The 19,929-nt window shown below is 74.4% G+C and carries 18 protein-coding genes; 3 read left to right on the top strand and 15 right to left on the bottom strand.

The features are described from left to right. Positions 1-11: 11 nt before the first annotated feature. The 9 genes from KPL59_RS06305 to KPL59_RS06265 form a co-directional block, all read right to left on the bottom strand. A complete protein-coding gene (locus tag KPL59_RS06305; RefSeq protein ID WP_226360221.1) occupies positions 12-674 on the bottom strand; it encodes a response regulator transcription factor in 663 nt (220 codons plus the stop codon). 5 nt (positions 675-679) lie between these two features. Next, positions 680-1,870: a histidine kinase gene (locus KPL59_RS36760; RefSeq protein ID WP_226360220.1), complete on the bottom strand. Its 1,191-nt coding sequence runs from the start codon at positions 1,868-1,870 to the stop codon at positions 680-682. Beyond that, positions 1,863-2,750, bottom strand: a complete 888-nt coding sequence (locus tag KPL59_RS06295) for an aminoglycoside phosphotransferase family protein (RefSeq protein WP_226360219.1) — start codon at positions 2,748-2,750, stop codon at positions 1,863-1,865. The genes KPL59_RS36760 and KPL59_RS06295 overlap by 8 nt, the downstream gene beginning before the upstream one ends. Continuing rightward, positions 2,747-3,349, bottom strand: a complete 603-nt coding sequence (locus tag KPL59_RS06290; protein ID WP_226359449.1) for a DoxX family protein — start codon at positions 3,347-3,349, stop codon at positions 2,747-2,749. The genes KPL59_RS06295 and KPL59_RS06290 overlap by 4 nt, the downstream gene beginning before the upstream one ends. A 72-nt stretch (positions 3,350-3,421) precedes the next feature. Then, entirely contained in the window at positions 3,422-4,681 is a 1,260-nt protein-coding gene (locus KPL59_RS06285) for an MFS transporter (RefSeq protein WP_226359448.1), read from the bottom strand. Next, on the bottom strand, positions 4,678-5,691 hold the full coding sequence (locus tag KPL59_RS06280) for a histidinol-phosphate transaminase (protein WP_149665807.1): 1,014 nt from the start codon (positions 5,689-5,691) through the stop codon (positions 4,678-4,680). The genes KPL59_RS06285 and KPL59_RS06280 overlap by 4 nt, the downstream gene beginning before the upstream one ends. Beyond that, a complete protein-coding gene (locus KPL59_RS06275; protein WP_226360218.1) occupies positions 5,688-6,926 on the bottom strand; it encodes a cytochrome P450 in 1,239 nt (412 codons plus the stop codon). The genes KPL59_RS06280 and KPL59_RS06275 overlap by 4 nt, the downstream gene beginning before the upstream one ends. 49 nt (positions 6,927-6,975) lie before the next feature. Then, on the bottom strand, positions 6,976-7,812 hold the full coding sequence (locus KPL59_RS06270; RefSeq protein ID WP_226360217.1) for a TauD/TfdA family dioxygenase: 837 nt from the start codon (positions 7,810-7,812) through the stop codon (positions 6,976-6,978). 332 nt (positions 7,813-8,144) lie between these two features. Continuing rightward, entirely contained in the window at positions 8,145-8,909 is a 765-nt protein-coding gene (locus tag KPL59_RS06265) for a transposase (RefSeq protein ID WP_226359656.1), read from the bottom strand. Between the two features lie 137 nt (positions 8,910-9,046). Here KPL59_RS06265 and KPL59_RS06260 point away from each other — a divergent pair, with 137 nt between their 5' ends. Continuing rightward, positions 9,047-9,991: an acetylserotonin O-methyltransferase gene (locus KPL59_RS06260; RefSeq protein WP_226360216.1), complete on the top strand. Its 945-nt coding sequence runs from the start codon at positions 9,047-9,049 to the stop codon at positions 9,989-9,991. 11 nt (positions 9,992-10,002) lie between these two features. Here KPL59_RS06260 and KPL59_RS06255 read toward each other — a convergent pair whose 3' ends face one another. The 5 genes from KPL59_RS06255 to KPL59_RS06235 all read right to left on the bottom strand — a co-directional run bounded on the left by KPL59_RS06255 (position 10,003) and on the right by KPL59_RS06235 (position 16,204). Next, positions 10,003-11,307, bottom strand: coding sequence for an NAD(P)/FAD-dependent oxidoreductase (locus KPL59_RS06255; protein WP_226360215.1), 1,305 nt, complete (start codon positions 11,305-11,307; stop codon positions 10,003-10,005). Continuing rightward, entirely contained in the window at positions 11,304-12,980 is a 1,677-nt protein-coding gene (locus KPL59_RS06250) for a prenyltransferase/squalene oxidase repeat-containing protein (RefSeq protein ID WP_226360214.1), read from the bottom strand. The genes KPL59_RS06255 and KPL59_RS06250 overlap by 4 nt, the downstream gene beginning before the upstream one ends. After that, positions 12,977-13,993 (bottom strand): UbiA family prenyltransferase, encoded by a 1,017-nt coding sequence (locus KPL59_RS06245; RefSeq protein ID WP_226360213.1) that lies wholly within the window; start codon positions 13,991-13,993, stop codon positions 12,977-12,979. The genes KPL59_RS06250 and KPL59_RS06245 overlap by 4 nt, the downstream gene beginning before the upstream one ends. Continuing rightward, a complete protein-coding gene (locus tag KPL59_RS06240; protein WP_226360212.1) occupies positions 13,983-15,014 on the bottom strand; it encodes a polyprenyl synthetase family protein in 1,032 nt (343 codons plus the stop codon). The genes KPL59_RS06245 and KPL59_RS06240 overlap by 11 nt, the downstream gene beginning before the upstream one ends. 269 nt (positions 15,015-15,283) lie before the next feature. Continuing rightward, positions 15,284-16,204, bottom strand: coding sequence for a 2-hydroxyacid dehydrogenase (locus KPL59_RS06235; protein WP_226352581.1), 921 nt, complete (start codon positions 16,202-16,204; stop codon positions 15,284-15,286). A 55-nt stretch (positions 16,205-16,259) separates the two neighbouring features. On the opposite strand from KPL59_RS06235, the gene KPL59_RS06230 reads away from it, so the two are divergent. Both KPL59_RS06230 and KPL59_RS06225 read left to right on the top strand, forming a co-directional pair. After that, on the top strand, positions 16,260-17,357 hold the full coding sequence (locus KPL59_RS06230; protein ID WP_226352582.1) for a sorbosone dehydrogenase family protein: 1,098 nt from the start codon (positions 16,260-16,262) through the stop codon (positions 17,355-17,357). A 121-nt stretch (positions 17,358-17,478) separates the two neighbouring features. Further along, positions 17,479-18,936: an MFS transporter gene (locus KPL59_RS06225; RefSeq protein WP_226352583.1), complete on the top strand. Its 1,458-nt coding sequence runs from the start codon at positions 17,479-17,481 to the stop codon at positions 18,934-18,936. Positions 18,937-18,949: 13 nt separating this feature from the next. Here KPL59_RS06225 and KPL59_RS35475 read toward each other — a convergent pair whose 3' ends face one another. After that, the gene (locus KPL59_RS35475) at positions 18,950-19,906 is read right to left on the bottom strand and encodes an ABC transporter substrate-binding protein (RefSeq protein ID WP_226352584.1); all 957 of its coding nucleotides are present in this window, start codon (positions 19,904-19,906) and stop codon (positions 18,950-18,952) included. Positions 19,907-19,929 lie beyond the last annotated feature (23 nt).

The following is a 19,929-nucleotide window of genomic DNA, read 5'->3' as shown; positions in this document are numbered from 1 at the left end:
CTCCAGGGGGATCAGCGCCCCGGTTCGACCAGTCCGCTCTCGTAGGCGACCACGACGGCCTGGGCCCGGTCGCGCAGGTGCAGCTTGGCGAACAGCCTCCCGACGTGCGACTTGACCGTCTCCTCCGCGACGACCAGGTCGGCGGCGATCTCGCGGTTCGACAGGCCGCGGGCGATCAGCCGCAGCACGTCCCGTTCACGGGAGGTGAGTGCGGCCAGGCGTGCGGTCTCCGCGCGTGACGGCGGGCGGTGGGCCGCGAACCGCTCGATCATCCGTCGGGTCACCGACGGCGCCAGCAGTGCGTCGCCGGCGGCGACCGTGCGCACCGCGGTGGCGAGCACGTCCGGCGGGGCGTCCTTCAGCAGGAACCCGCTCGCCCCGGCACGGAGCGCCTCGTAGACGTAGTCGTCGACGTCGAAGGTCGTCAACACGACGACACGGGGGCGATGGTCACGCGCGTCCGCCAGCAGCTCCCGGGTGGCCGCGATGCCGTCGAGGACCGGCATCCGGACGTCCATCAGGACCACGTCGGGACGACGGTCCCGGACGACGGCGACCGCCTCCCGTCCGTCGGCCGCCTCGCCGAGGACGGTGATGTCCGGTTCCGCGTCCAGCAACGCCGCGAAGCCGGCACGCACCATGGCCTGGTCGTCCACCACCACGACACTGATCACGTCGTTCACCACGGCAGACGCGCCCGGACGACGAACCCGCCGTCGTCGGTCGGACCGCTCTCCAGCGTCCCGCCGAGCAGACGGGCACGCTCGGCCATGGCACGCAGCCCGGTCCCCGCCCCGGGTGCCGGCACGGGCGGTGCGGGCGGGCGGTCGTTGGTGACCTCGACGCACACCGGTCCGCCGGGCGTCGCGGTGACCCGGACACCGATCGCGGCGCCCGTCGCGTGCCGGACGGCGTTGGCCAACGCCTCCTGCACGATCCGGTGTACCGAAACGGCAACGACGTCGGGGACGTGGTCGCCACCGTCCACCTCGAGGGCGACCGGGCAGCCGGCTCCTCGGGTGGCCTCGACCAGGGCCGGCAGGTCGGACAGGCCGGGCTGGGGCGCGTTCCCGGCCCGGTGCGGATCGTCGTCCGGGTCGTCGTCGCGCAGCACTCCGACCAGGCGACGCATGTCGGCGAGAGCGGACCGGGACAGGGCGGCGAGCTCGTCGAACTCGACGGCGGCCGCATCGGGGACGCCCGGGATGCGTCGGGTCGCGCTGGCCGAGCGCACCGCCAGGACCGACAGGTGGTGGGCGACGACGTCGTGCAGCTCCCGCCCGATACGGTCCCGCTCCGTCCGGAGTTCCCGCCTCCGGAGTTCCTGCTGCTCGTCCGCGAGTGCCGACCACCGGTCCCGGCTCCGGATCCCCACCGCGGCGGCCAGCAGCATCGAGACGATCCAGAGTACGGCGAGCTGCCACCAGGGGCCCGCCCATTGCCCCGAGCCCAGCGAGACGACCGTCCGGAGTGCCGCGGCGAGCGCCATCAGGCCCCCCAGGACGGCCGTGCTCCGCGGCCGCAGCGCCGACGCCGCGACGAGCAGGATCGCTGCCTGGGAGAGGTGGGTGTCCACCATCCAGGGAGGCGGTGCACCGCCGGGTCCCGGCCACGGAAGCCGCAGGAGCACCGTGACCGCGAGCGCCCACCCCGGGCGGTCTCCGGCCACCACCAGGGCGAGCGCGAAACAGACCGCCCGCACGAGCAGCAGAATGTCGTCGAGCTGCAGGAAGGAGACGACGGCCAGGGCCGCCACGCCCAGTGCCGCCGGCAGGAACGGCCATCGCGGCCAGACCCGGCGGCCGCTGTCCGGCCACACCGGCATCCGCGCCGACCGCACGTCCGCCCACAGGCCGCCCACGTCACCCACCCACGATCGCGCCGAACTCGTCCAGCGCCGCGGTCACCACGGCGATCATCGAGGTGGCCCGGTCCGCCGGCTGGTGATCGGCGGCGAACGACAGGTACTGCACGTGGGCCTGGGCTCGCGCCCACGCGGTCTCGGCAGCGACCATCGCGGGCGGGTCCGGTGCACCCAGAGCGGCGTGGAGCGCGTCCCGGTAGACCGCGGGGACCGGCGCCGCCGGTGCGTCGGCGGGCCCGTCGGCGGGCGGCGCGGTGAGCACCACCACCTCGAGCGACCCGGCCGCGACGCGGGCGTTGCCCCAGTCCAGCAACGTCGCCCCGGACGGGCCGACGAGGACGTTCCCCCGGTGTGCGTCGCCGTGGCACAGGGTGCGGGGCAGGACGCGCAGCGCGGTGCGGGCGCGCTCGTCGTCCGCCCACCTCGCGACGAGGCCCGCCCCGTCGTGCCCGGCGGCGCGCAGGCGCTCGGCGGCGTGCCCGCACCGGGCCGCCCACCAGGAGTCGTCGACGACGGGGACGCCGCGTGGGCGGTTGCGCCGCCAGTGCGCGTGCACCAGCGCGAGGGTGCGCCACACCTCGTCGGGGACGGGGGCGTCGTCGGGCAGCGGGGTCCCGTCGACGTGCTCCAGCAGCACCCAGCCGTCGCCGGAGGCGAGCAGCCGCGGGAGCCGCACGGGGCCGTTGACCACCGCGACGGCGCGCAGCGCGGCGGCCTCGACCGCACCGGTCCGCTTGAGGACGACCGCGGTGCCGTCGTCGAGGTCGATCCGTTCGGCACCGCCGGAGCCGTATCCGCCGCTCAGCGGGGTCCGGTCGCGGACCGCGACCGTACGCCGGCGGCGCCGGGCGAGCGGGCCCAGCCAGGCCTGGTCGGGGACGGTCACCGCCGCAGCACGAACAGGACCAGCAGCGCCACCGCGACGCCCACGACCAGCGACAGCACCGCCCACGGCAGCGGGCGGCGCTGGTAGGTGCGTCCGGCGTCGAGCGCGATCCGCCCGGCCCCGGCGAACACCAGCGCCGCGGCCCCGGCGCCGAGCAGCAGGTCCAGCTCCAGGGAGTTCGCGCCGTCCGAGGCGAACAGCGGCACGCTGGTCACCGGCACGAGGGCGACCGTCACCGCGACGATCTTCGTGGCCAGCAGGCCCGCCGCGGCGAACGGGGTCAGCAGTCCCAGTACGAGCAGCACACCGAACACCAGCTGGCCGACCGCGAGCACCCAGGCCAGCGGCCCGGCGAACGCGACGAACCCGGCATCGGCGAGTGCGGCGGCGCTCGCGTCGAGACCGATGCCGCCCGCGACGCCGAAGAGCTTCCGCGCACCGGCCGCGGCGAACGAGGCGCCGACGACCAGGCGCAGCACGAGCAGCCCGATGTCGGAGGAGACGTGCGCGGGCACCGGCAGCCGCTCCGGCCGGGTCGGCTCCGGCGGTGCGTCGCCGGAGATGTTGCCCCAGTCGTAGTGCTGCGTGGGCCCGCTCATGGCGCCGGACCCTACCGGGACACCGGTCGTCTCCCCCGGCGCCGCGCGCGCCGTGAGCGGCGCCGGGGCCGCTCAGCGCACCGACCGGACGAACATCACCGTCACGACGGCCGCCGCCACCAGCCCGGCCGCGACCGTGTACAGCAGCGGGTAGCTGTCGCCGGAAGCAGCCAGCACCGAGACCGCGACCACCGGTGCGAGGGACTGCGAGACCGTCCCGGCGACGTTGTACAGCCCCAGGCCGAAACCGCCGTGGGCGTCGCCCTCCGGGAGCACCTCGGTCGCCAGCGCGAGGTCCACCGCCAGGAAGACGCCGTAGGCGACGAACCCGACCGAGGCGCCCAGCACGAACGTCGTGACGTCCTGCGCCAGCGCGATCAGCAGCATCGACACCGCGAACAGCGCCGCCGAGCAGCCCACCAGCACCCGGCGCCTGCCGAGCCGGTCGGACAGCCAGCCGGCCAGCGGGGCCACCACGAGCTTCAGCACGGCGCTGAGCGTGCTGTTCAGCGCCACCACCGAGGTCGCGACCGCGACGGTCACGCCCAGGTGGTCGGTCAGGGTGTAGAGCTGGAAGTTGAAGAAGATGTAGTAGCCGGTGAGCAGCAGGAACCGGCCTGCCCAGACGAACCCGAAGTCGCGGTAGCGCGCCAGCTGGGCGAGGCGCTCGCGCCACGGGACGCCCCCGGCCGGGGCGCGCGTCCCGGGTCCGGCCGACCGGTCGGGCAGCACGACGAGCAGCGCCGCGGTCGTCAGCACCGCGAACGCGGCCGGGCCGAGGAACAGCGCGACCGGCTGGTTCCCCAGCCAGACCGCGCCCCAGGTCCCGGCGCTCAACCCGGCCTGCAAGGCGACCCCGATCCAGCCGGAGACCCGGCCGCGCCGATCCGGCGGGACCTGGTCGGCGAGCACCGCGAACAGCGCCGAGAACGCCAGGTTGAGGAACAGCGACGCGATCGACCAGCCGAGCACCATCCCCCAGCGCTCCGGCACCAGCGCGATCACCAGCAGGCCCACGACCCCACCCAGCAGGCCCAGCACCAGCCACGGCCGGCGACGGCCCCAGCGGGAGACGGTGCGGTCGCTGAGCCAGCCGCCCAGCGGCTGGGCGACCGAGGCGAACACCGTGCCGATCGCCAGGGTGGTGGCGAGGACGGCGGTCTTCTCCTCGCCGTAGAGCTGCTGGGCGCGCAGGGCGAGCGTCACCGCCACCGGGGTGGCCGTCGTCGCCATCAGCCCGGCGAACGCGAGGAGGTAGAACGGCATGAACAGCCGCGACGTCCGAGGTGCCGGCGCGGCGGTCTCCTGCCGGGTGCCCGGGCTGGTGGTCACGGCGCGGTTCCGTCCGGAGCGGGGTCGAAGCCGGCGGCCGCGGCGAGGACGGCGTCGTTCGCCGGGGGAAGGCCGGTGCTGACCCGCACCCCGAGCCCGTCCTGGTCGCGGACCGCGATCCCGGCGGCGGCGAGGTGTTCCACGAACGCTCGGCTGCGCCCGCCGAGGCGGACCCACACGAAGTTGCCGCCGCTGGGCGGCACGTCGAAGCCGAGCGCCAGCAGTCCGTCGCGGACCCGGTCGCGTTCGGCGGCCACCGCACGGCACTGCTCGCGCATCCGGTCCTCGGCGTCCATAGCGGCCAGCGCGGCCGCCTGGCCGAGGGTCGGCACCCGGTAGAACGGCGTGCTGGGCCGGATCGGTGCGGTGACCCGCTCGGCGGCGACGAGGTAGCCCACCCGCAGGCCCAGCAGCCCGTGCGACTTGGAGAAGGTGCGGACCACCACGACCCGGTCGTCGTGCGCGGCCAGGCCGAGCACGTCGGCGACCGCGTCCGGGTCGGCGAACTCGCGGTAGGCCTCGTCGACGAGCAGCAGGACGTGCGGGGGCAGGTCGTCGAGCAGCTGCTGCACCGCCGCGGTGCCGAGTACCTCACCGGTGGGGTTGTCCGGGTTGCAGAGCACCACGACACGGGTGTCGTCGGTGACCGCCTTCGCCACCCCGGCGAGGTCGCTGCCGTCGGGGCCGTCCGGCACGGCGACGGCCGTCGCGCCGGTGTTGCGGATCAGCAGCGGGTACATCGCGAACGACGGCGCGGTGTGCACGACCGTCGTCCCCGGGGTGCAGTGCGCGGCGAGGAACTGCTGGAGCAGCGCGCCCGATCCCGCGCCCGCGACGACCCGGGCCGCGGGCACCCCGAGCCGCCGGGCGATCTCGGCGGTGAGGCCGTCGGACAACGCGTCGAGGGTGTGGCCGATCGTGTCCAGCGACCCGGTCAGCGCCTCGCGCACCCCGGGCAGGACGGGCCAGTGGTTCTCGTTGAAGGACAGCTGGTGGACGACGGGGGTCACGCTCGTCGCTCCTGTTCCTGGTCGGGGGTGGGGCCCAGCAGCACAGGGAAGGTCCGCGGGGCGTGGACGTGCACGCTGCGCCGGAAGGTCAGCTCGTCCTCCGCCGCGGTGGCCCGCAGCTGCGGGAACCGGCCGAACAGCGCGGTGAGCGCCACGTCGGCCTCCAGCCGCACCAGCGCCGCGCCGAGGCAGCGGTGGATGCCGTGGCCGAAGGCGACGTGCCCGGCGGTGTCCCGGTCGGGGTCGAGCCGCGTCGGGTCGTCGAACCGGCTCGGGTCACGGTTCGCGGCCCCGGTGGACAGGGTCACCGACGCGCCGCGCGGGATCGCCGTCCCACCGATCTCCATGTCCTCGGTCGCGAAACGCAGCGAGGCGTTCAACGCCGGCGACGCCCACCGCAGCAGCTCCTCGACCAGCGCGGGGGCCGTCTCCGGCGAGGCGAGCCGCCGCCGGGCGTCCGGCTCGGTCAGCAGCACCCGGACACTGTTCGTCACGAACACCGCCGTCGTCTCGTGCCCGGCCATGAGCAGCAGCATCGCCATCGCGACGATCTCGATGTCGGAGAGCTGCTCGCCGTCCTCGGAGGCGGCGATCAGGCCGGAGAGCAGGGCCTCGTCGGGGTCGCGGCGTCGCGCGGCGACCAGGCCGCCGAGATAGTCGGCCATCTGGTTCGACGCCCGGACCAGCTCCGGCTCGGGGCACTCGTCGATCAGCACCGTCGACCAGTGGGCGAAGTCCTCGCGGTCCAGCTCGGGGACCCCGATCAGCTCGCAGATGACCTCCATCGGCAGCGGGATCGCGTACCGGCCGACCAGGTCGACCGGCTCGTCGGCGGGGAGCGCGTCGAGCAGGTCGTGGGCCAGCTTCTCGACCCGCGGCCGCAGCGCCGCGATCCGCCGGGCGGTGAACGCCTGGGTCACCAGCCGGCGCAGCCGGGTGTGCTCCGGCGGGTCGAGCGAGGTCAGCATGTGCGGCATCGGGGCGGGCAGCCCCGGCGGTGCCGCGGCGCGCTCGGCGGGCGGCAGCGACGCCCGCCAGTCCTTGGCGAGGCGCTCGTCGGCCAGCCCGGCCCGGACGTCGGCGTAGCGGGTGACCAGCCAGGTCGGGCCGGTCTCGAAGGTGACCTCGCGGACCGGGCAGTCCCGGCGGGCCCCGGCCAGTGCGGTGTGCGGGTCACGCCAGTAGGTCTCGAGGAACTCCTCGGACCCGGCGCTCGTGGTGGTCGTCTCGCTCATGGCGGTCTCCCCTGCTGCGGTGCCGGTCGGTTCGTGCCGGTCGTGCCGGTCAGTCGTTGACGGCCGTCGCGCTCATCCCGGCGGCCTGGTGGTGCGGCCAGCGCGCCGGCTCGCCCTTCGGGTGGTCGCCGAGCACGGTGACGCGGCGGCCGACCCGGCGGCCGGTGTAGTCGTTGACGGCGTAGTGCTGGGTGGCCCGGTTGTCCCAGATCGCGACCCCACCCTCGCTCCAGCGGTAGCGGCAGACCCGCTGCGGGCTCTCGGAGACGTCGAACAGGTGGGTCAGCACCGCGGTGCTCTCCCCCGGGGTCAGCTGCGGGATGCGCCGGGTGAACATCCGGTTGACGTACAGCGAGCGCCGCCCGGTGTCCGGGTGCACCCGGACGACCGGATGCTCGGCCTCGCTGCGGTAGGAGCCGTTCGGGTGCTCGAAGACGTGCAGCGCGGTGAGCCCGTCGAGCAGCTCCCGCAGCGGGGCGGACAGCGCCTCGTAGGCGAGGTACTGGTTGCTCCACATGGTGTCGCCGCCGACCTCGGGGCCCTGCACGATCTGCAGCACCGACGCGATCGGCGGGGTCTGGGAGAACGTGACGTCGGTGTGCCAGACGTCGGACTTCGCCCCCTGGTCGGAGTCGAGGACGACGATCTCGTCGTGCCCGTCCAGCTTCGGCAGGAACGTGTGGACCTCCAGTGGGCCCAGCCGCCTGCCGAACGCCTCGTGGTCGGCCGGGTCGAGACCGGCGTTGTCGGGCAGGAAGAGCACGAGGTGGTCGAGCAGGAGCCGGTACAGGTGCGCGAACACCTCGTCGTCCACGTCGGCGAGCGCGAGCCCACGCACCTCGGCCCCCAGCGCTCCGGAGACCGGACGGACGTCGAGCGAAACCATGTGAAAACCTTTCCGTACGCATTGTTCGACCGCCGTACCGCGCCGGCGGAATCGGTCGGGGAAATGCTGTGTCGAATTGTCACGGACCCTTGAGGCTTATTCAGGGCCGCCTGGCGGGCTACCTCGCTGCGGTCCCGACCTGGAGAAACACCGCACTTCATGATCACCCTAAATAAGCCTCCTTGTCGGAATCCGCTCCGAACTGCCATCGTCAGTGGCGGACCGACTTCCCCTCCCGTTCGTCGAAAGGAACTCCGTGACCAGTCCGACCACGCAGGACGGCACCGCCGCTCTCGCCGCACTCGTCGACCTGGAGGCTTATTCAGGCTCCGTCAGGTAAGTGTGTAGAAGATGAGTCCGATGACTGCCGAGATTGTCGTTTTAAATGTGGCGTAGGGCCGCCGGTAGTCTGTGTGGAGAACTTTCCACGTTTTGATATGGGCGATGACTCGTTCGATGGTGGCGCGTGTGTGGTTGAGGCTCTTGTTGAATGTTTTTTGCCAGTTGAGAAGTTCCCGGCCGGGTGGTTTTTTGAACGGGGTGAGCATGCCGCGCCCGATGTATCCTTTATCGCCGATCGGGGGGTATGTGGCGAGGTGGTCGAGGGCGCCGGATTGGTCGAGGCAATATAGGTCGTGTCGGGAGCCTGGGGTCGGGTCGGAGATCCACGACAGCTGCCCTTCCAGGGTGGCTGCGACCTGGACGACGACGCCGGTGGTGCGATGCTTGCCCGACCACAGACCCGGCACCGCGGCCCATGACCAGCAGGGAAGCAAGGTTCCATCGATGATGTACTGCCGATCGGCACGAAGCTCCTCTGCCGTCGGAACGACACTCCGCAGCGCCTGTGCCAGCAACGGTGTCACCCCCGTGATCGCTCGACTAACCGTCGACTGCGACACCCCATAGGTTTCCGCCAACTCCCACTGCACACGATTCCCGCGCAGATACGCCAACGTGATCACCACCGACCAGAACAACCCCAGAACCGGCGGCCAAGACAAACGTGCCTCCGTCGCGTCCCGCTGATCCTGCTCATACACTATAGCGACAAGATCCTGAATTTCATCACGCCGGAAACCAGTGGTATAGTACATACTGCGGCAGCCCGTTCATCTCGGATTGATTCGGCAAACCAATATTCGCGATGGACGGGCTGTCGCCCAACCCGACACGCCGGGCTAGATCGTTATTTCACGGGGCCTGAATAAGCCTCCTGGCGACCCCGTTCGCGGTGCGTACCGCGGTCGCCCTGCGGCTGCCGGAGCTGGTCCGGGACGGTCGCACCGACGCCGGTGAGCTCGCCGCGGCCTCCGGTGCCGATCCCGACGCGCTCGTCCGGCTGCTCCGCCATCTCGTCTCGGCCGGACTGTTCGCCGAGCCCGCGCCGGGCCGGTACGCGCTGACCCCGGTCTCCGAGGCGTTGCTGGACGACCGCAACGCACTGCTGCGTGCCTGGCTCGACGCCGACGGGCCCGGCCTGCGGATGGACCTCGCCTACGGCGGGATGCTGCACGCGGTCCGCACCGGCCGCTCGGCCTACCCCGCGGTGCACGGCCGTGAGTTCTGGGCGGACTACCGCGCCGACGAGCGGCTGCGCCTGTTCTTCGGCGCGACGATGGCCGGCTTCGCCTGGCAGACCGGTCCCGAGGTCGCCGCCGGGTACGACTGGGCGCCGGTCTCCTCGGTGCTCGACGTCGGCGGCGGCACCGGGGCGCTGCTCCACGCGGTCCTGTCCGCCCACCCGCACCTGCACGGCGCCGTGCTCGACCTGCCGGAGGTCGCCCCGGAGGCCGAGGAGTTCCTGTCCGGGGCCGGGCTGGGCGAGCGGGCCCGCTTCGTCGGCGGCAGCTTCCTGGAGCCACTGCCCACCGGCTACGACGTGCTGCTGGTGTCCCGGGTGCTCACCGACTGGCCCGACGAGGACGCCGTCCGGATCCTGCGCCGCTGCGCCGAGGCCGTCGCGCCCGACGGCCGGGTGCTGGTGGTCGAGGTGCTGGCCGGGGAGGAACACGCGAAGAACAACGCGTCGTTCGACCTGCAGTCGCTGACCCTGCTGGGCGGCCGGGAGCGGGCACCGGAGGCCTTCGACGTCCTCGCGGCCGAGGCCGGTCTGGTCGCCCGGGGTCGCCGGGACGGCGCGAACGGTCTGGTCGTGCTGGAGTACGCCAGGGCGTGAGGTCCGTGCGGTCATCGGGCCGCAGCACCCGACCCGCGGACCGTCCGGGCCCAGCCGGGCAGCCGGGCGGCCCGCGGGTCGGGTAGCAGCCCGATCTGGTGCAGGCGGTCCACCGGGGTCAGGCGCCGGATCCCGAGTCCGGACATGGTGTGCATGACCTCGTGCCGGATCCGGTCGTTGGCACCGGTCCCGGTCAGCGCGCGGTCCCCGATCCAGGACCGTCCGGTGATCATCCGGGCGGCGTTGTGGCTGGTCCGGCCGATGTGGTGCAGGTCGTGGCGGCGTGCGGTGTCGTAGCGGCGCAGCGCGTGGTCGACGACGTCGGCCTGCAGCGAGCCGCCCTGCCGGAGCATGGCGGCCAGGGTGTGTGCGTCGGCGATCGAGCTGTTCATGCCCTGCGCCGCCATCGGGTGCACCAGGTGTCCGCTCTCCCCGACCAGGGCCAGCCCCGGCACCGTCAGCGCCGGCGCGAGTGCCCGGGACACCGGCAGCACCTGACGGTCCGCGACGCCCGCGCGGAACGCCTCGGCCACCGGGTCGAGCCCGGGGCAGCCGCGCAGCACCCGGCCGCTCCAGGCGCGGAGCCCGTCCGGCCCGAGCCCGCGCAGCTCGTCCGCGGCGACCTGGACGTACAACCGCACCCGGCCCCCCGGGAGCGGGTACCGCAGCCGCAGCCCGCCGTCGGTCACGTAGGCGGAGAAGTCCGGCGGGACGGTGCCCGCCAGCTCGAAGGCGGCGAGCCGGTGCGGGTAGTCGGAACGGGGCGCGGTCAGCCCGGCCTCGCGCCGCAGCCGCGAGGAGACGCCGTCGGCGGCGACGACCAGCGCGGCCGTGACCGCGGTGCCGTCGCACCGGACGCCGGTGACGCGGTCACCGGTCCGGACCAGGCCCTCGGCCAGCGCCCCGCGCCGCACCTCGACGCCAGGGGGCAGGGAGTCGCCGAGCGCCCGCAGGATCGTCGGGTAGTCGTGGGCCAGCAGCCAGGGCTGCGGGGTGGGCAGGTGCCCGTAGTCCAGCCGCATCCGGGGCGTCCCGTCGGCGGCCCGGGCGACCAGGTGCTCCAGCCGCAGCGCACCCGCCGCCTCCAGCCGGTCCGCCACGCCCCACTCCCGCAGGATGCCGAGGGATCCCGGCTGCAGCACCTCGCCCTTGGCGACCTGCTGCGGCTCCGGGCGCTTCTCCAGCACCAGAACCCGGTGCCCGAGCCTGCCCAGCGCGCAGGCCGCGGACAGACCGGCCACCCCGGCGCCGCACACCACCGCGTCGTACTCGGTGTCGTAGTCGGTGTCGCAGTCGGCGTCGTGTCCGTGGCTCACGTCAGGGCCTTCCGGTAGCGGCCGAGCGCGCGCAGCGCCATCCCGTGGGTGAATCCCGGGTTGGCGTAGCGGCTGACCCGGCGGACGTACTCGTGCACCGGCTCGGCCGGCCAGCCACCGTCCGGCAGGCGGGCCGCCAGCAGCCACCGCACGGCCGGTTCCACCTCCGCCGGGGCCGCACCGGCGGCGAGCAGTGCCGCGACCGCCCAGCCGGTCTCCTCCACGGTTCCCGGGGCGCCGTGGCCGTCGCCCCAGGACCCGTCGGGGTTGCGGGTGCGCTCCAGCAGGGTCCTGGCGCGGACCGCGGGCCCGTCCCCGCCGCGGCCGCAGCGGGCGAAGGTCTCCAGCACCGCGGCGGTGCCCATCGTGTGCTCGCGGTACCAGACCGACTCGAAGCCACCACCGGGCAGCTGGGCCCGGCCCAGCCAGCGCAGCGCGCGGCGGACCCGCCGGTCGTCGGCCGGCACCCCGGCGTCGAGCAGGGCGTCGAGCGCCTGCGCGGTCGTCGTCGGGCAGGGGCCGCTGTTCGCGACCCTGGTGTTGCGCACGCACAGACCCCAGGAGCCGCGGGAGTCCTGCCGGTCGGTGAGCCAGCCGACTCCCTCGGCGACGGCGGCGTCCTGCACGGTGCCGGGGAGCCTGCTGAGCACGGACACGATCTCGCCCGTCTCCAGCACGGCGGGCCAGCCGCGCCCGGCGGTCCAGCCCCAGAAGCCGGGCGGGCAGCCGAAGGCGAGGAAGGGCCGGTGCTGTTGCAGGCCCAGCAGTGCGTCCCGGGAGGCGACCAGGCGCTCGTCGTCGCCGTAGCCGGCCTCGACCAGGCCCCGTACCGCGTACATCGTCCAGGCCGCGTCCAGCGGGGTCGTGGCCCACGAGCCGTCCGGGTGCATGGACCGGCGCAGCCAGCCGACAGCGGCGTCCACCATGTCCTGGCCGACGCCGGCGCGGGCCAGCCCGGTGCAGACCAGGCCGGTCACCCAGGCGTCCTCCGACCAGGATCCCGCGGCCCCCTCGTGCTCGTAGGTCTGGCGGATCACGCGCAGCGCGTTCGGTTCGGCCAGCCGGGACAGCGTGCGCTGCACCCGGGTCAGCGGGCGGTGTCGGGCCTGGGCGAGCCCCAGCGCCGAGGCCATCGGCAGCCGCAGGTCGAACAGCCGCCGGTACAGGCCGGGCAGCAGCGCCAGCTCCAGCGGGAAACGACGCATGTCGGCCGGCGCGATCCAGCCGACGAACCCGTAGAACTGCCGGCACCAGAGCACGACCTCCGGGTGCGGGATCGCGGCGAGGCCGCCGTAGCGCTCCATCCACCGCCGCCCGGCCGCGACCTGCTCGGCGGACCCCGCCGGGTCGACGAGGTGCAGCGCGGCGGCCGACACGGCGGTCGGACCCGGCTCCGCGGGCAGACCGGGCACCATCGCCCAGCCGCCGTCCTCGGTCTGGGTACGACGCAGCCGTGCGGCACCGGCGGCGATCAGGTCGGCGGTCCCACCGGGATCGGCGAAGTGCAGCGCGGTGACCGCACCCGCCGTCGCGAGGGTGGACCGCAGGCTGTCGGCGCCGTAGTCGAACACGCCGTCGTCGCGGCGCGACCGCAGCAGCGCCTCGGCCCCTCCCGCGATCGCCTCCGACACCTCGTCGGCGAGCCGGCCGGTCCCGGCGTGGGCCGGTGTCATGGTGTGTCCTCTCCGTCCCCGGCATCGGCCGGGAACTCGTGCCGGGCCCGCATCCGGGCCTGCATGACCAGCGATGAGACGAGTGCGGGCAGCACCACCGCCCCGGCGACGAGCGGCCCCGCGGCACCCGCGACGACGACGCCCGCGAGCAACATTCGTTCGGCGACCAGCACCTCGTGCGAGCGCAGCGCACGACGGGGCGTCACCGTGCCGGGGCGCACCACGACGAAGGCACAGCCACCGACGAGCACCGCCAGTGCCAGACCACCGAACTGGGCGGCAGGCCGGTCCGCGACGACGGCGCCCACCCCGACCGCGACCATCGCCGACAGCCAGAGCACGGCCGCGGTCCGGACCGCCGTCGCGGTGCCGTGCCGGACCGGCACCGACCGGTAGCCGCCCGCGCGGTCGCCGTCGACGTCGCGCACCGTCCCGATCAGGTTGGACGCGGTGTCGTGCAGGGCGAAGCCCAGCGCGGCGGGCAGCAACGCCCAGGGGGGCCACGGCGCGACGGCCATCGCCCCCACGACCATCGCGAGCGCGGAGAGCACCCCGCGGTTGAGGTTGCCGGCCAGCCCCCGCTGCTTGAACAGCCGGCTGTAGGTGATGATCCCGGCGACCGCGCAGGCGAACACCGGCAGCGTCCGCCAGTTCACCACGATGGTCAGCACCAGCGAGCCGGCGACGCAGGCGATCCCGCAGGTCAGCGCGGCCCGGGGGGTGAGCCTGCCGGACGGGATCGGGCGGTGCGGCTTGGCGATCGCGTCCAGGTCCCGGTCGAAGTAGTCACCGAGGTAGTGCCCGGCCAGCCAGCCGAGCACCGGGGCCAGCAACGCGACGGCGAGCGGCCCCGGGGAGCTGCCGCCCGCCACCAGCGCCCCGGCCAGTCCCAGCAACGCCGGGTGCCAGGTGGTGTACGGCCGCCAGGTCTCCCAGTGCGCCTGCCAGGTCCCCCCGCCCCGCCGCGGTGCGGCACGGGCGTCGGCGCGCAGGGTGCGCCCGTCAGCGGTCACGGTCGACGGCGATCGCGGCGATCCCGGCGAGCCGGCGTGCCGCCTCGGCACCGGGGAGCTCACCGAGGCGGGCCACGGCCCGGTCGGCGTGGCCGCGCGCCCCGCACCGCGCCGCGTCCCAGAGGTCGTCCGCGGTCACGGCCGCGCGGAGCATCTCGTGCGCCTCGCTCGGGCCGAGATCCCCGGACAGAGCGGTCTCCACCGCCCGCCGCACGGCGGGTCCACCGTCGCGGTGTGCCAGCAGGACCGGCCAGGTGGGCCGCAGGTTGGCGGCGTCGCTGGTCGCGGGCTTGCCCGTGACCACGGCGTCGTCGAGGTAGGGCAGCAGGTCGTCGAACAGCTGGAACGCGACCCCGGTGTGGTGGCCGTAGTCCCCGAGCAGGTCGACCTGCCCGGCCTCCCCGCCGCCGAGCGCGGCGCCCGCCCGGCACGCCCCCCGGAACAGGGCTCCGGTCTTGAGAGCGGCCACCTCGAGGTAGTCGTCCAGTGTGCTTCCCGGTCGGCCGGGTCCGGGCGCGACGAGCTGCGACTCCTGGACCTGTCCGCGGCACAGGTCGCTACCGGCACGGGCCAACTCGGCGACGGCCGTGACGACGGCCTCCGGCGGGGCCGCACACTCGGCGACGACGGCGAACACCTCGAACAGCAGCGCGTCGCCGGTCACGATGGCGTCCGGGACGCCGTAGCGGGCGTGCACCGACGGCCGGCCGCGACGCAGGTCGTCGTCGTCGATGATGTCGTCGTGCACCAGTGAGGCGACGTGCAGGTGCTCGACCGCCGCGGCGGCGGGGAGCACGTCCTCGCGCCGGCCGCCGACGGCCTCCGCCGCGGTGAGCAGCATGAGCGGTCGCAGGAGCTTGCCCGGCGCGAGCAGCGCGTAGCGGGTCATCTCGTCGAACCGGGAGCCGGTGTCCGGACGACGCTCGGCGAGCGCGGAGCGGACGAGGCCGCGGGCCACCGTGTCGTCCCGGGCGGTGTCGCCGTCGGTGAGCGACAGCGCCCGGCTCACTGTGCCCGGCACAGGGCAGGTCTCCGACAATTCCTCGTCGAGCATTGCGGGCGAGCGGTCCGGATCATCAGGCAGAACCTCCCCGAGAGCGGCACAGGCACGATCGGTGCCGTGTCAGCCGGTGAACGCGGCCCGAACGTACGATTACGTCATAGGTCGGGCAAGCGCTTGCGGCGCCGGCCGGACATCGCTTAACACCCGAACTCCGGGGTTTTCACCAGACTCTGCGACCGCGTTCTCCGCAGCCGCCGACACCGCCCTCGGGGCAGGAAAGACTCCGCTCAGTACGCCCCGGTCACCAGGTTCGGAGGCTCCTCGCCCCGGACGAACGCCGCCAGCTGCTCGGCCGCGACGCCGTAGGCCCGGCGCATCGCCATCGGCACGGTCCCCCCGACGTGCGGGGTCAGCAGGAGCCCGGGTGCCGACCAGAGCGGGTGCCCCGGCGGCAGCGGCTCGGGGTCGGTGACATCGACGGCGGCCCGGATGCGGCCCGAGGTGAGCTCGGCGAGGAGCGCGTCGGTGTCCACCACCGGTCCGCGGGCGCCGTTGACCAGGAGCGCCCCGTCGGGCATGGCGGCCAGGAAGTCGGCGTCGACCATGCCGCGGGTCTCGTCGGTGAGCGGGACGATCAGCACGGTCGCGTCGTACTGCGGGAGCAGGGCGGGCAGCTCGTCCCAGCCGTGGACACCGTCGCGGGCGGTGCGTCCGACCATCGCGGTCTCGACCTCGAAGGGCTCCAGACGGGCCCGGGTCTTCTGCCCGACGTCGCCCGCGCCCACGATGAGGATCTTCTTGCCGGCCAGCTCCTCGGTCTGGTGGTAGTCCCACTCGCCGCGGTCCTGGGCCCGCACGAACCGGTCGAGGTGGCGGTAGACGGCGAGCAGCACCGACACGACCCACTCGGCGGTCGCGCCGCCGTGCGCGCCACGGCCGTCGGAGAGCGCGACACCGTCGGGCAGCCGCCCGATCCACGCCTCGGCCCCGGCGGTGAGCAGCTGCACCAGCTCCAGGTGCGGGATCTGCTCGGTCATCGCGACGGCCTCGGAGGTCGCCAGGAACGGGGCGACCAGGACCCGGGCCCGCCCCGCCTCGTCCGGCAGCGGCTTCTCCGGGTCGTAGACGACCGGCTCCAGCCCGTCCACCTCGGACAGGATCTCGGCTCCGGCGGCGTGCGGCACGAGGACGGTCACGGGGCTGCTCATGGCGTCCGACCGTACTCACCGGGCACTCACCTCGCGGGGCCTATCCTGGCTCCTCGTGACCGCCCGGCTGCTGCTGATCGTCGCGACGCTCGTCGTGCTGCTGGCCGGTTGCGCCACCTTCCCCGACGCGGGCACGCGCGACTGGCGACCCCAGGCCGAGGGTGCCGGCGAGCTGGGCGGGCCGCCCCGGATCGCCCCGGAGGAGCAGGCACCGCCGTCGGGCCGGCCGCCGTCGCCGCAGCAGCAGGGGCCCGCGGCGGCCCCGCAGCCGTGCGTCGATCCGGACCCCCAGGTCGTGGCCGCGTGCCTGGGGCCGGTCGGGGCGGTGGCGGTGCTCCCGCAGGGCGACCACGCACTCGTCGCCGAGCGGCGGACCGGACGGGTGCTGGAGGTCCGCCGCAACGCCACGCCGCGGCCGGTCGCGACGGTGCCGGTCGATCCGGCGGGCGGGCTGACCGGGCTGGTCCTGTCCCCCGGCTACGCCGAGGACCGCCTGCTCTACGCCCTGTCCGAGGGCCGGGTCTGGCGGATCGCACCCGGTGAGGCGCCGAAGCCGGTGCTGGCGGGGCTGCCCCCGGGAGGGGCGCTGGCCGTCGACGCCGACGGCTCCTCGCTGCTGGTCGCCACGCCCGCCGGGGCGGGTCCGCTCGCCGGGGCGGTGCTGCGGATCGACACCCTGGGCCGGCCGGCCCCGGGCAACCCCGACCGTGCCTCGCCGGTCCTGGCCCGCGGGCTCACCGCGCCGGGCGGGGTGTGCGTCGACCCGGCGGCACGGACCACCTGGGTCACCGACCGGACGGCCGGGCGCGACGTCCTGTACCGCGTCGCCCCGGGCGCGCTCGGCGCGCCGGCCTGGACCTGGCCGGACCGTCCCGGAGTCGCGGGGTGCACGGTGCTGCCGGGCGCGGTGGTCGTCGCCCAGAGCACCGGGAAGGCGCTGTTCGTGCTCAACCCGGGTCCCGAGGGCACCTTCACCGGTGACCCGAAGCCGGTGCTGGAGGACACCTACGGCCGCATCGGCCCGGTCACCCTCGCCCCGGACGGCCTGCTCTGGCTGGGCACCGTGAACCGCGACGGCGGTGCCCCCGGCGCCACCGACGACCGGGTGGTCCGCATCCAGCCGCCGACCGGCGGCGGGGCCAGCGCGATCTGACCCGGGCTCGGCGACGGTCCGTCGCGCATCGTTGCGCCTACTAATATATCAGTGATAGAACAGTCGCCCCACCGCCACGTCGGAACGTTCCGGCGTGCGCCCACCACGGCAGAGGGGCCAGATGATCGAGAAGCCGCGCAGGACCCGTCGCCGCATCCTCGACACGGCGGTCGAGGACGAGGCCACCGTCCGGAGGGCCGCCACGGCGGCATCGGTGGGCAACGTCGCCGAGTGGTACGACTTCGGGATCTACTCCTACCTGGCCGCGGTGGTGCTGAACCGGGTGTTCTTCCCGGACGCGGGCCAGTGGTCGCTGGTGCTGACCCTCGCCGCGTTCGCGGCGGCGTTCGTCGCCCGGCCGTTCGGCGGGTTCGTGTTCGGCCACCTCGGCGACCGGGTGGGCAGGCCGCGGGTGCTGGCCGCCACGGTGCTGCTGATGACCGTCGCGACGGTGCTGCTCGGCCTCGTCCCGTCGCACGGCACGATCGGCATCGCGGCGCCGGTCCTGGTCGTGGTCATCCGGATGCTGCAGGGCTTCTCCGCGGGCGGTGAGTACACCGGTGCACTCACCCTGGTCGCCGAGTACTCCCCCGACCGGCGTCGCGGCTTCTTCGGCAGCTGGCTGGAGTTCGGCACGATCGTCGGCTACTCGCTCGGTGCCGGCGTCACCGCGGCGCTGGTGACCCTGCTGCCCGACGACGACCTGCTCGCCTGGGGGTGGCGGATCCCGTTCCTGCTGGCGCTCCCGCTCGGCATCGCCGGCGTCTACCTGCGGATGCGTCTGGAGGACACCCCGGCGTTCCGGCAGCTCATGGAGCGCTCCCCCGCGCTGGCGACGATGACCCACCGCCGCGCGTTCGGGATCCTCGTGAAGCACTACCGCTCCGCGGCGCTGGTCACCGCAGGCCTGGTGATCGCCTGGAACGTCACCAACTACGTGCTGACCGCGTACGTGCCGACCTACCTGACCGGCACCCTGCCCCGCTTCGGCGCGGCGGGCACCAGCCGGGAGGTCGCGACGCTGCTGCAGGTCGGCGTCACCGTGCTCGCGCTCGCCGCGGTCGTGCTCGTCGGCCGGTGGAGCGACCGGATCGGACGCCGCCCGCTGCTCGCGGCGGGCAGCATCGCGCTGGTCGTGCTCGGCCTGCCGATCGTGTGGCTGCTGCAGCTCGGGCTCGCCGGACAGGCCACCGGCCTGGTCCTGCTGGCCGCCGTCCTGGTCTGCTTCGCGGGTGTCTGCCCGTCGACGCTGCCCGCCCAGTTCCCCACCCTGGTCCGCTACGCCGGTCTCGGGCTGACCTTCAACCTGGCGGTGTCACTGTTCGCCGGGACCGCGCCCGCCGTGATCGAGACCGCGGTGACCGCCACCGGGAACCTGGACTGGCCGGGCTACTACCTGATCGGCGCCGGGCTGATCGGCCTGGTCAGCGTGTGGTTCCTCGCGGAGCCCGCCGGGCGGCCGCTGCCCGGCGCCGCGCCGCTGGAGTTCGCCGGGGACGTGCCCGAGGCCCCCGGCCCCGCCCAGGACGAGCCGGACGCCGCCGACCCCGGCTCGGCGAGGGCCGGCGCCTCCGGCTGAGCGGCCCGGACGCTCAGCCGAGCAGCGCGTACAGCGCGTCCAGGTCGCGGGCGACCTGCATCGCGCTGTAGACGCTGCCGTAGTTGACGTTGCCCATGGTCTCGACGACCTTCCCGGCCCGCACCGCGGGGAGCTCGCGCCACACCGGGACGTCGCGCATCGTCGCGAGCGCCCGTTCGGTGCCGGTGTTCTGCAGGTAGAACCCGTCGGCGTCGCGGAACCGGCTCATCTCCTCCAGCGGCACCTCCTGGTCCGCCGCGTAGGCGCGTTCCTCCCCGGCCAGCGAGCCGCCCAGGTCGGTCAGCACCTGCTGCTGCAACCGGCCCGCCGTGTTCACCACGAACGTGCCCGCCTCGGGCCGCCACTGGGCGATGACGATCCGCCTGGTCGCCAGCGCCCCGCGGCGGCGCTCCCGGACCCCGGCGGCGACCGCGTCGTACTCGGCCAGCACCCGGTCCAGTGCGTCGCGCCGGTCGAGCTGGGTGGCGATCGTGGTCAGGTCGGTGCGCCACGGCACGTCGAACGAGGTCGGGACGACCGGCGCGATTCGCTGCAGCCGGGCGGTCGGCCAGTACTCACCGTCGTCCTCGGCGGAGCAGACGATCAGGTCCGGGCGCAGCGCGAGGACCTCCTCGTCGACGATCGGACCCTTCAGGACCGGCAGCCCGGGCGGGGCCGGGACCCACGCGGCCGGGGGACGCAGGCTGGTCGCCGACACCGGCAGGCCGAGCGCGACGGCGGTCTCCAGGTCGACCCGCGAGTCGACGGCCAGCACCGACACCGGCGCGACCGGGACGTCGTAGGTGCCGAGCGAGGTGGTGATGCTGCGGGTCGCGCCGGCCGGGGCCGCGCCGACGGGCGTCGACGGGCGACCGCAGGCGGCGAGCAGGCCGGTGGCGCCGACGGCGGCGAGCAGTTGGCGGCGGGTGGCGTTCTCGACGACGGGGCGCTCGAGCAGTGCAGTGGACACGGGCCCTCCGGAGGCGTGGGATC

The organism is Pseudonocardia sp. ICBG1142, assembly GCF_020496255.1.
GTDB lineage: Bacteria > Actinomycetota > Actinomycetes > Mycobacteriales > Pseudonocardiaceae > Pseudonocardia.
This window is presented reverse-complemented; position numbering and strand designations above follow the sequence as displayed.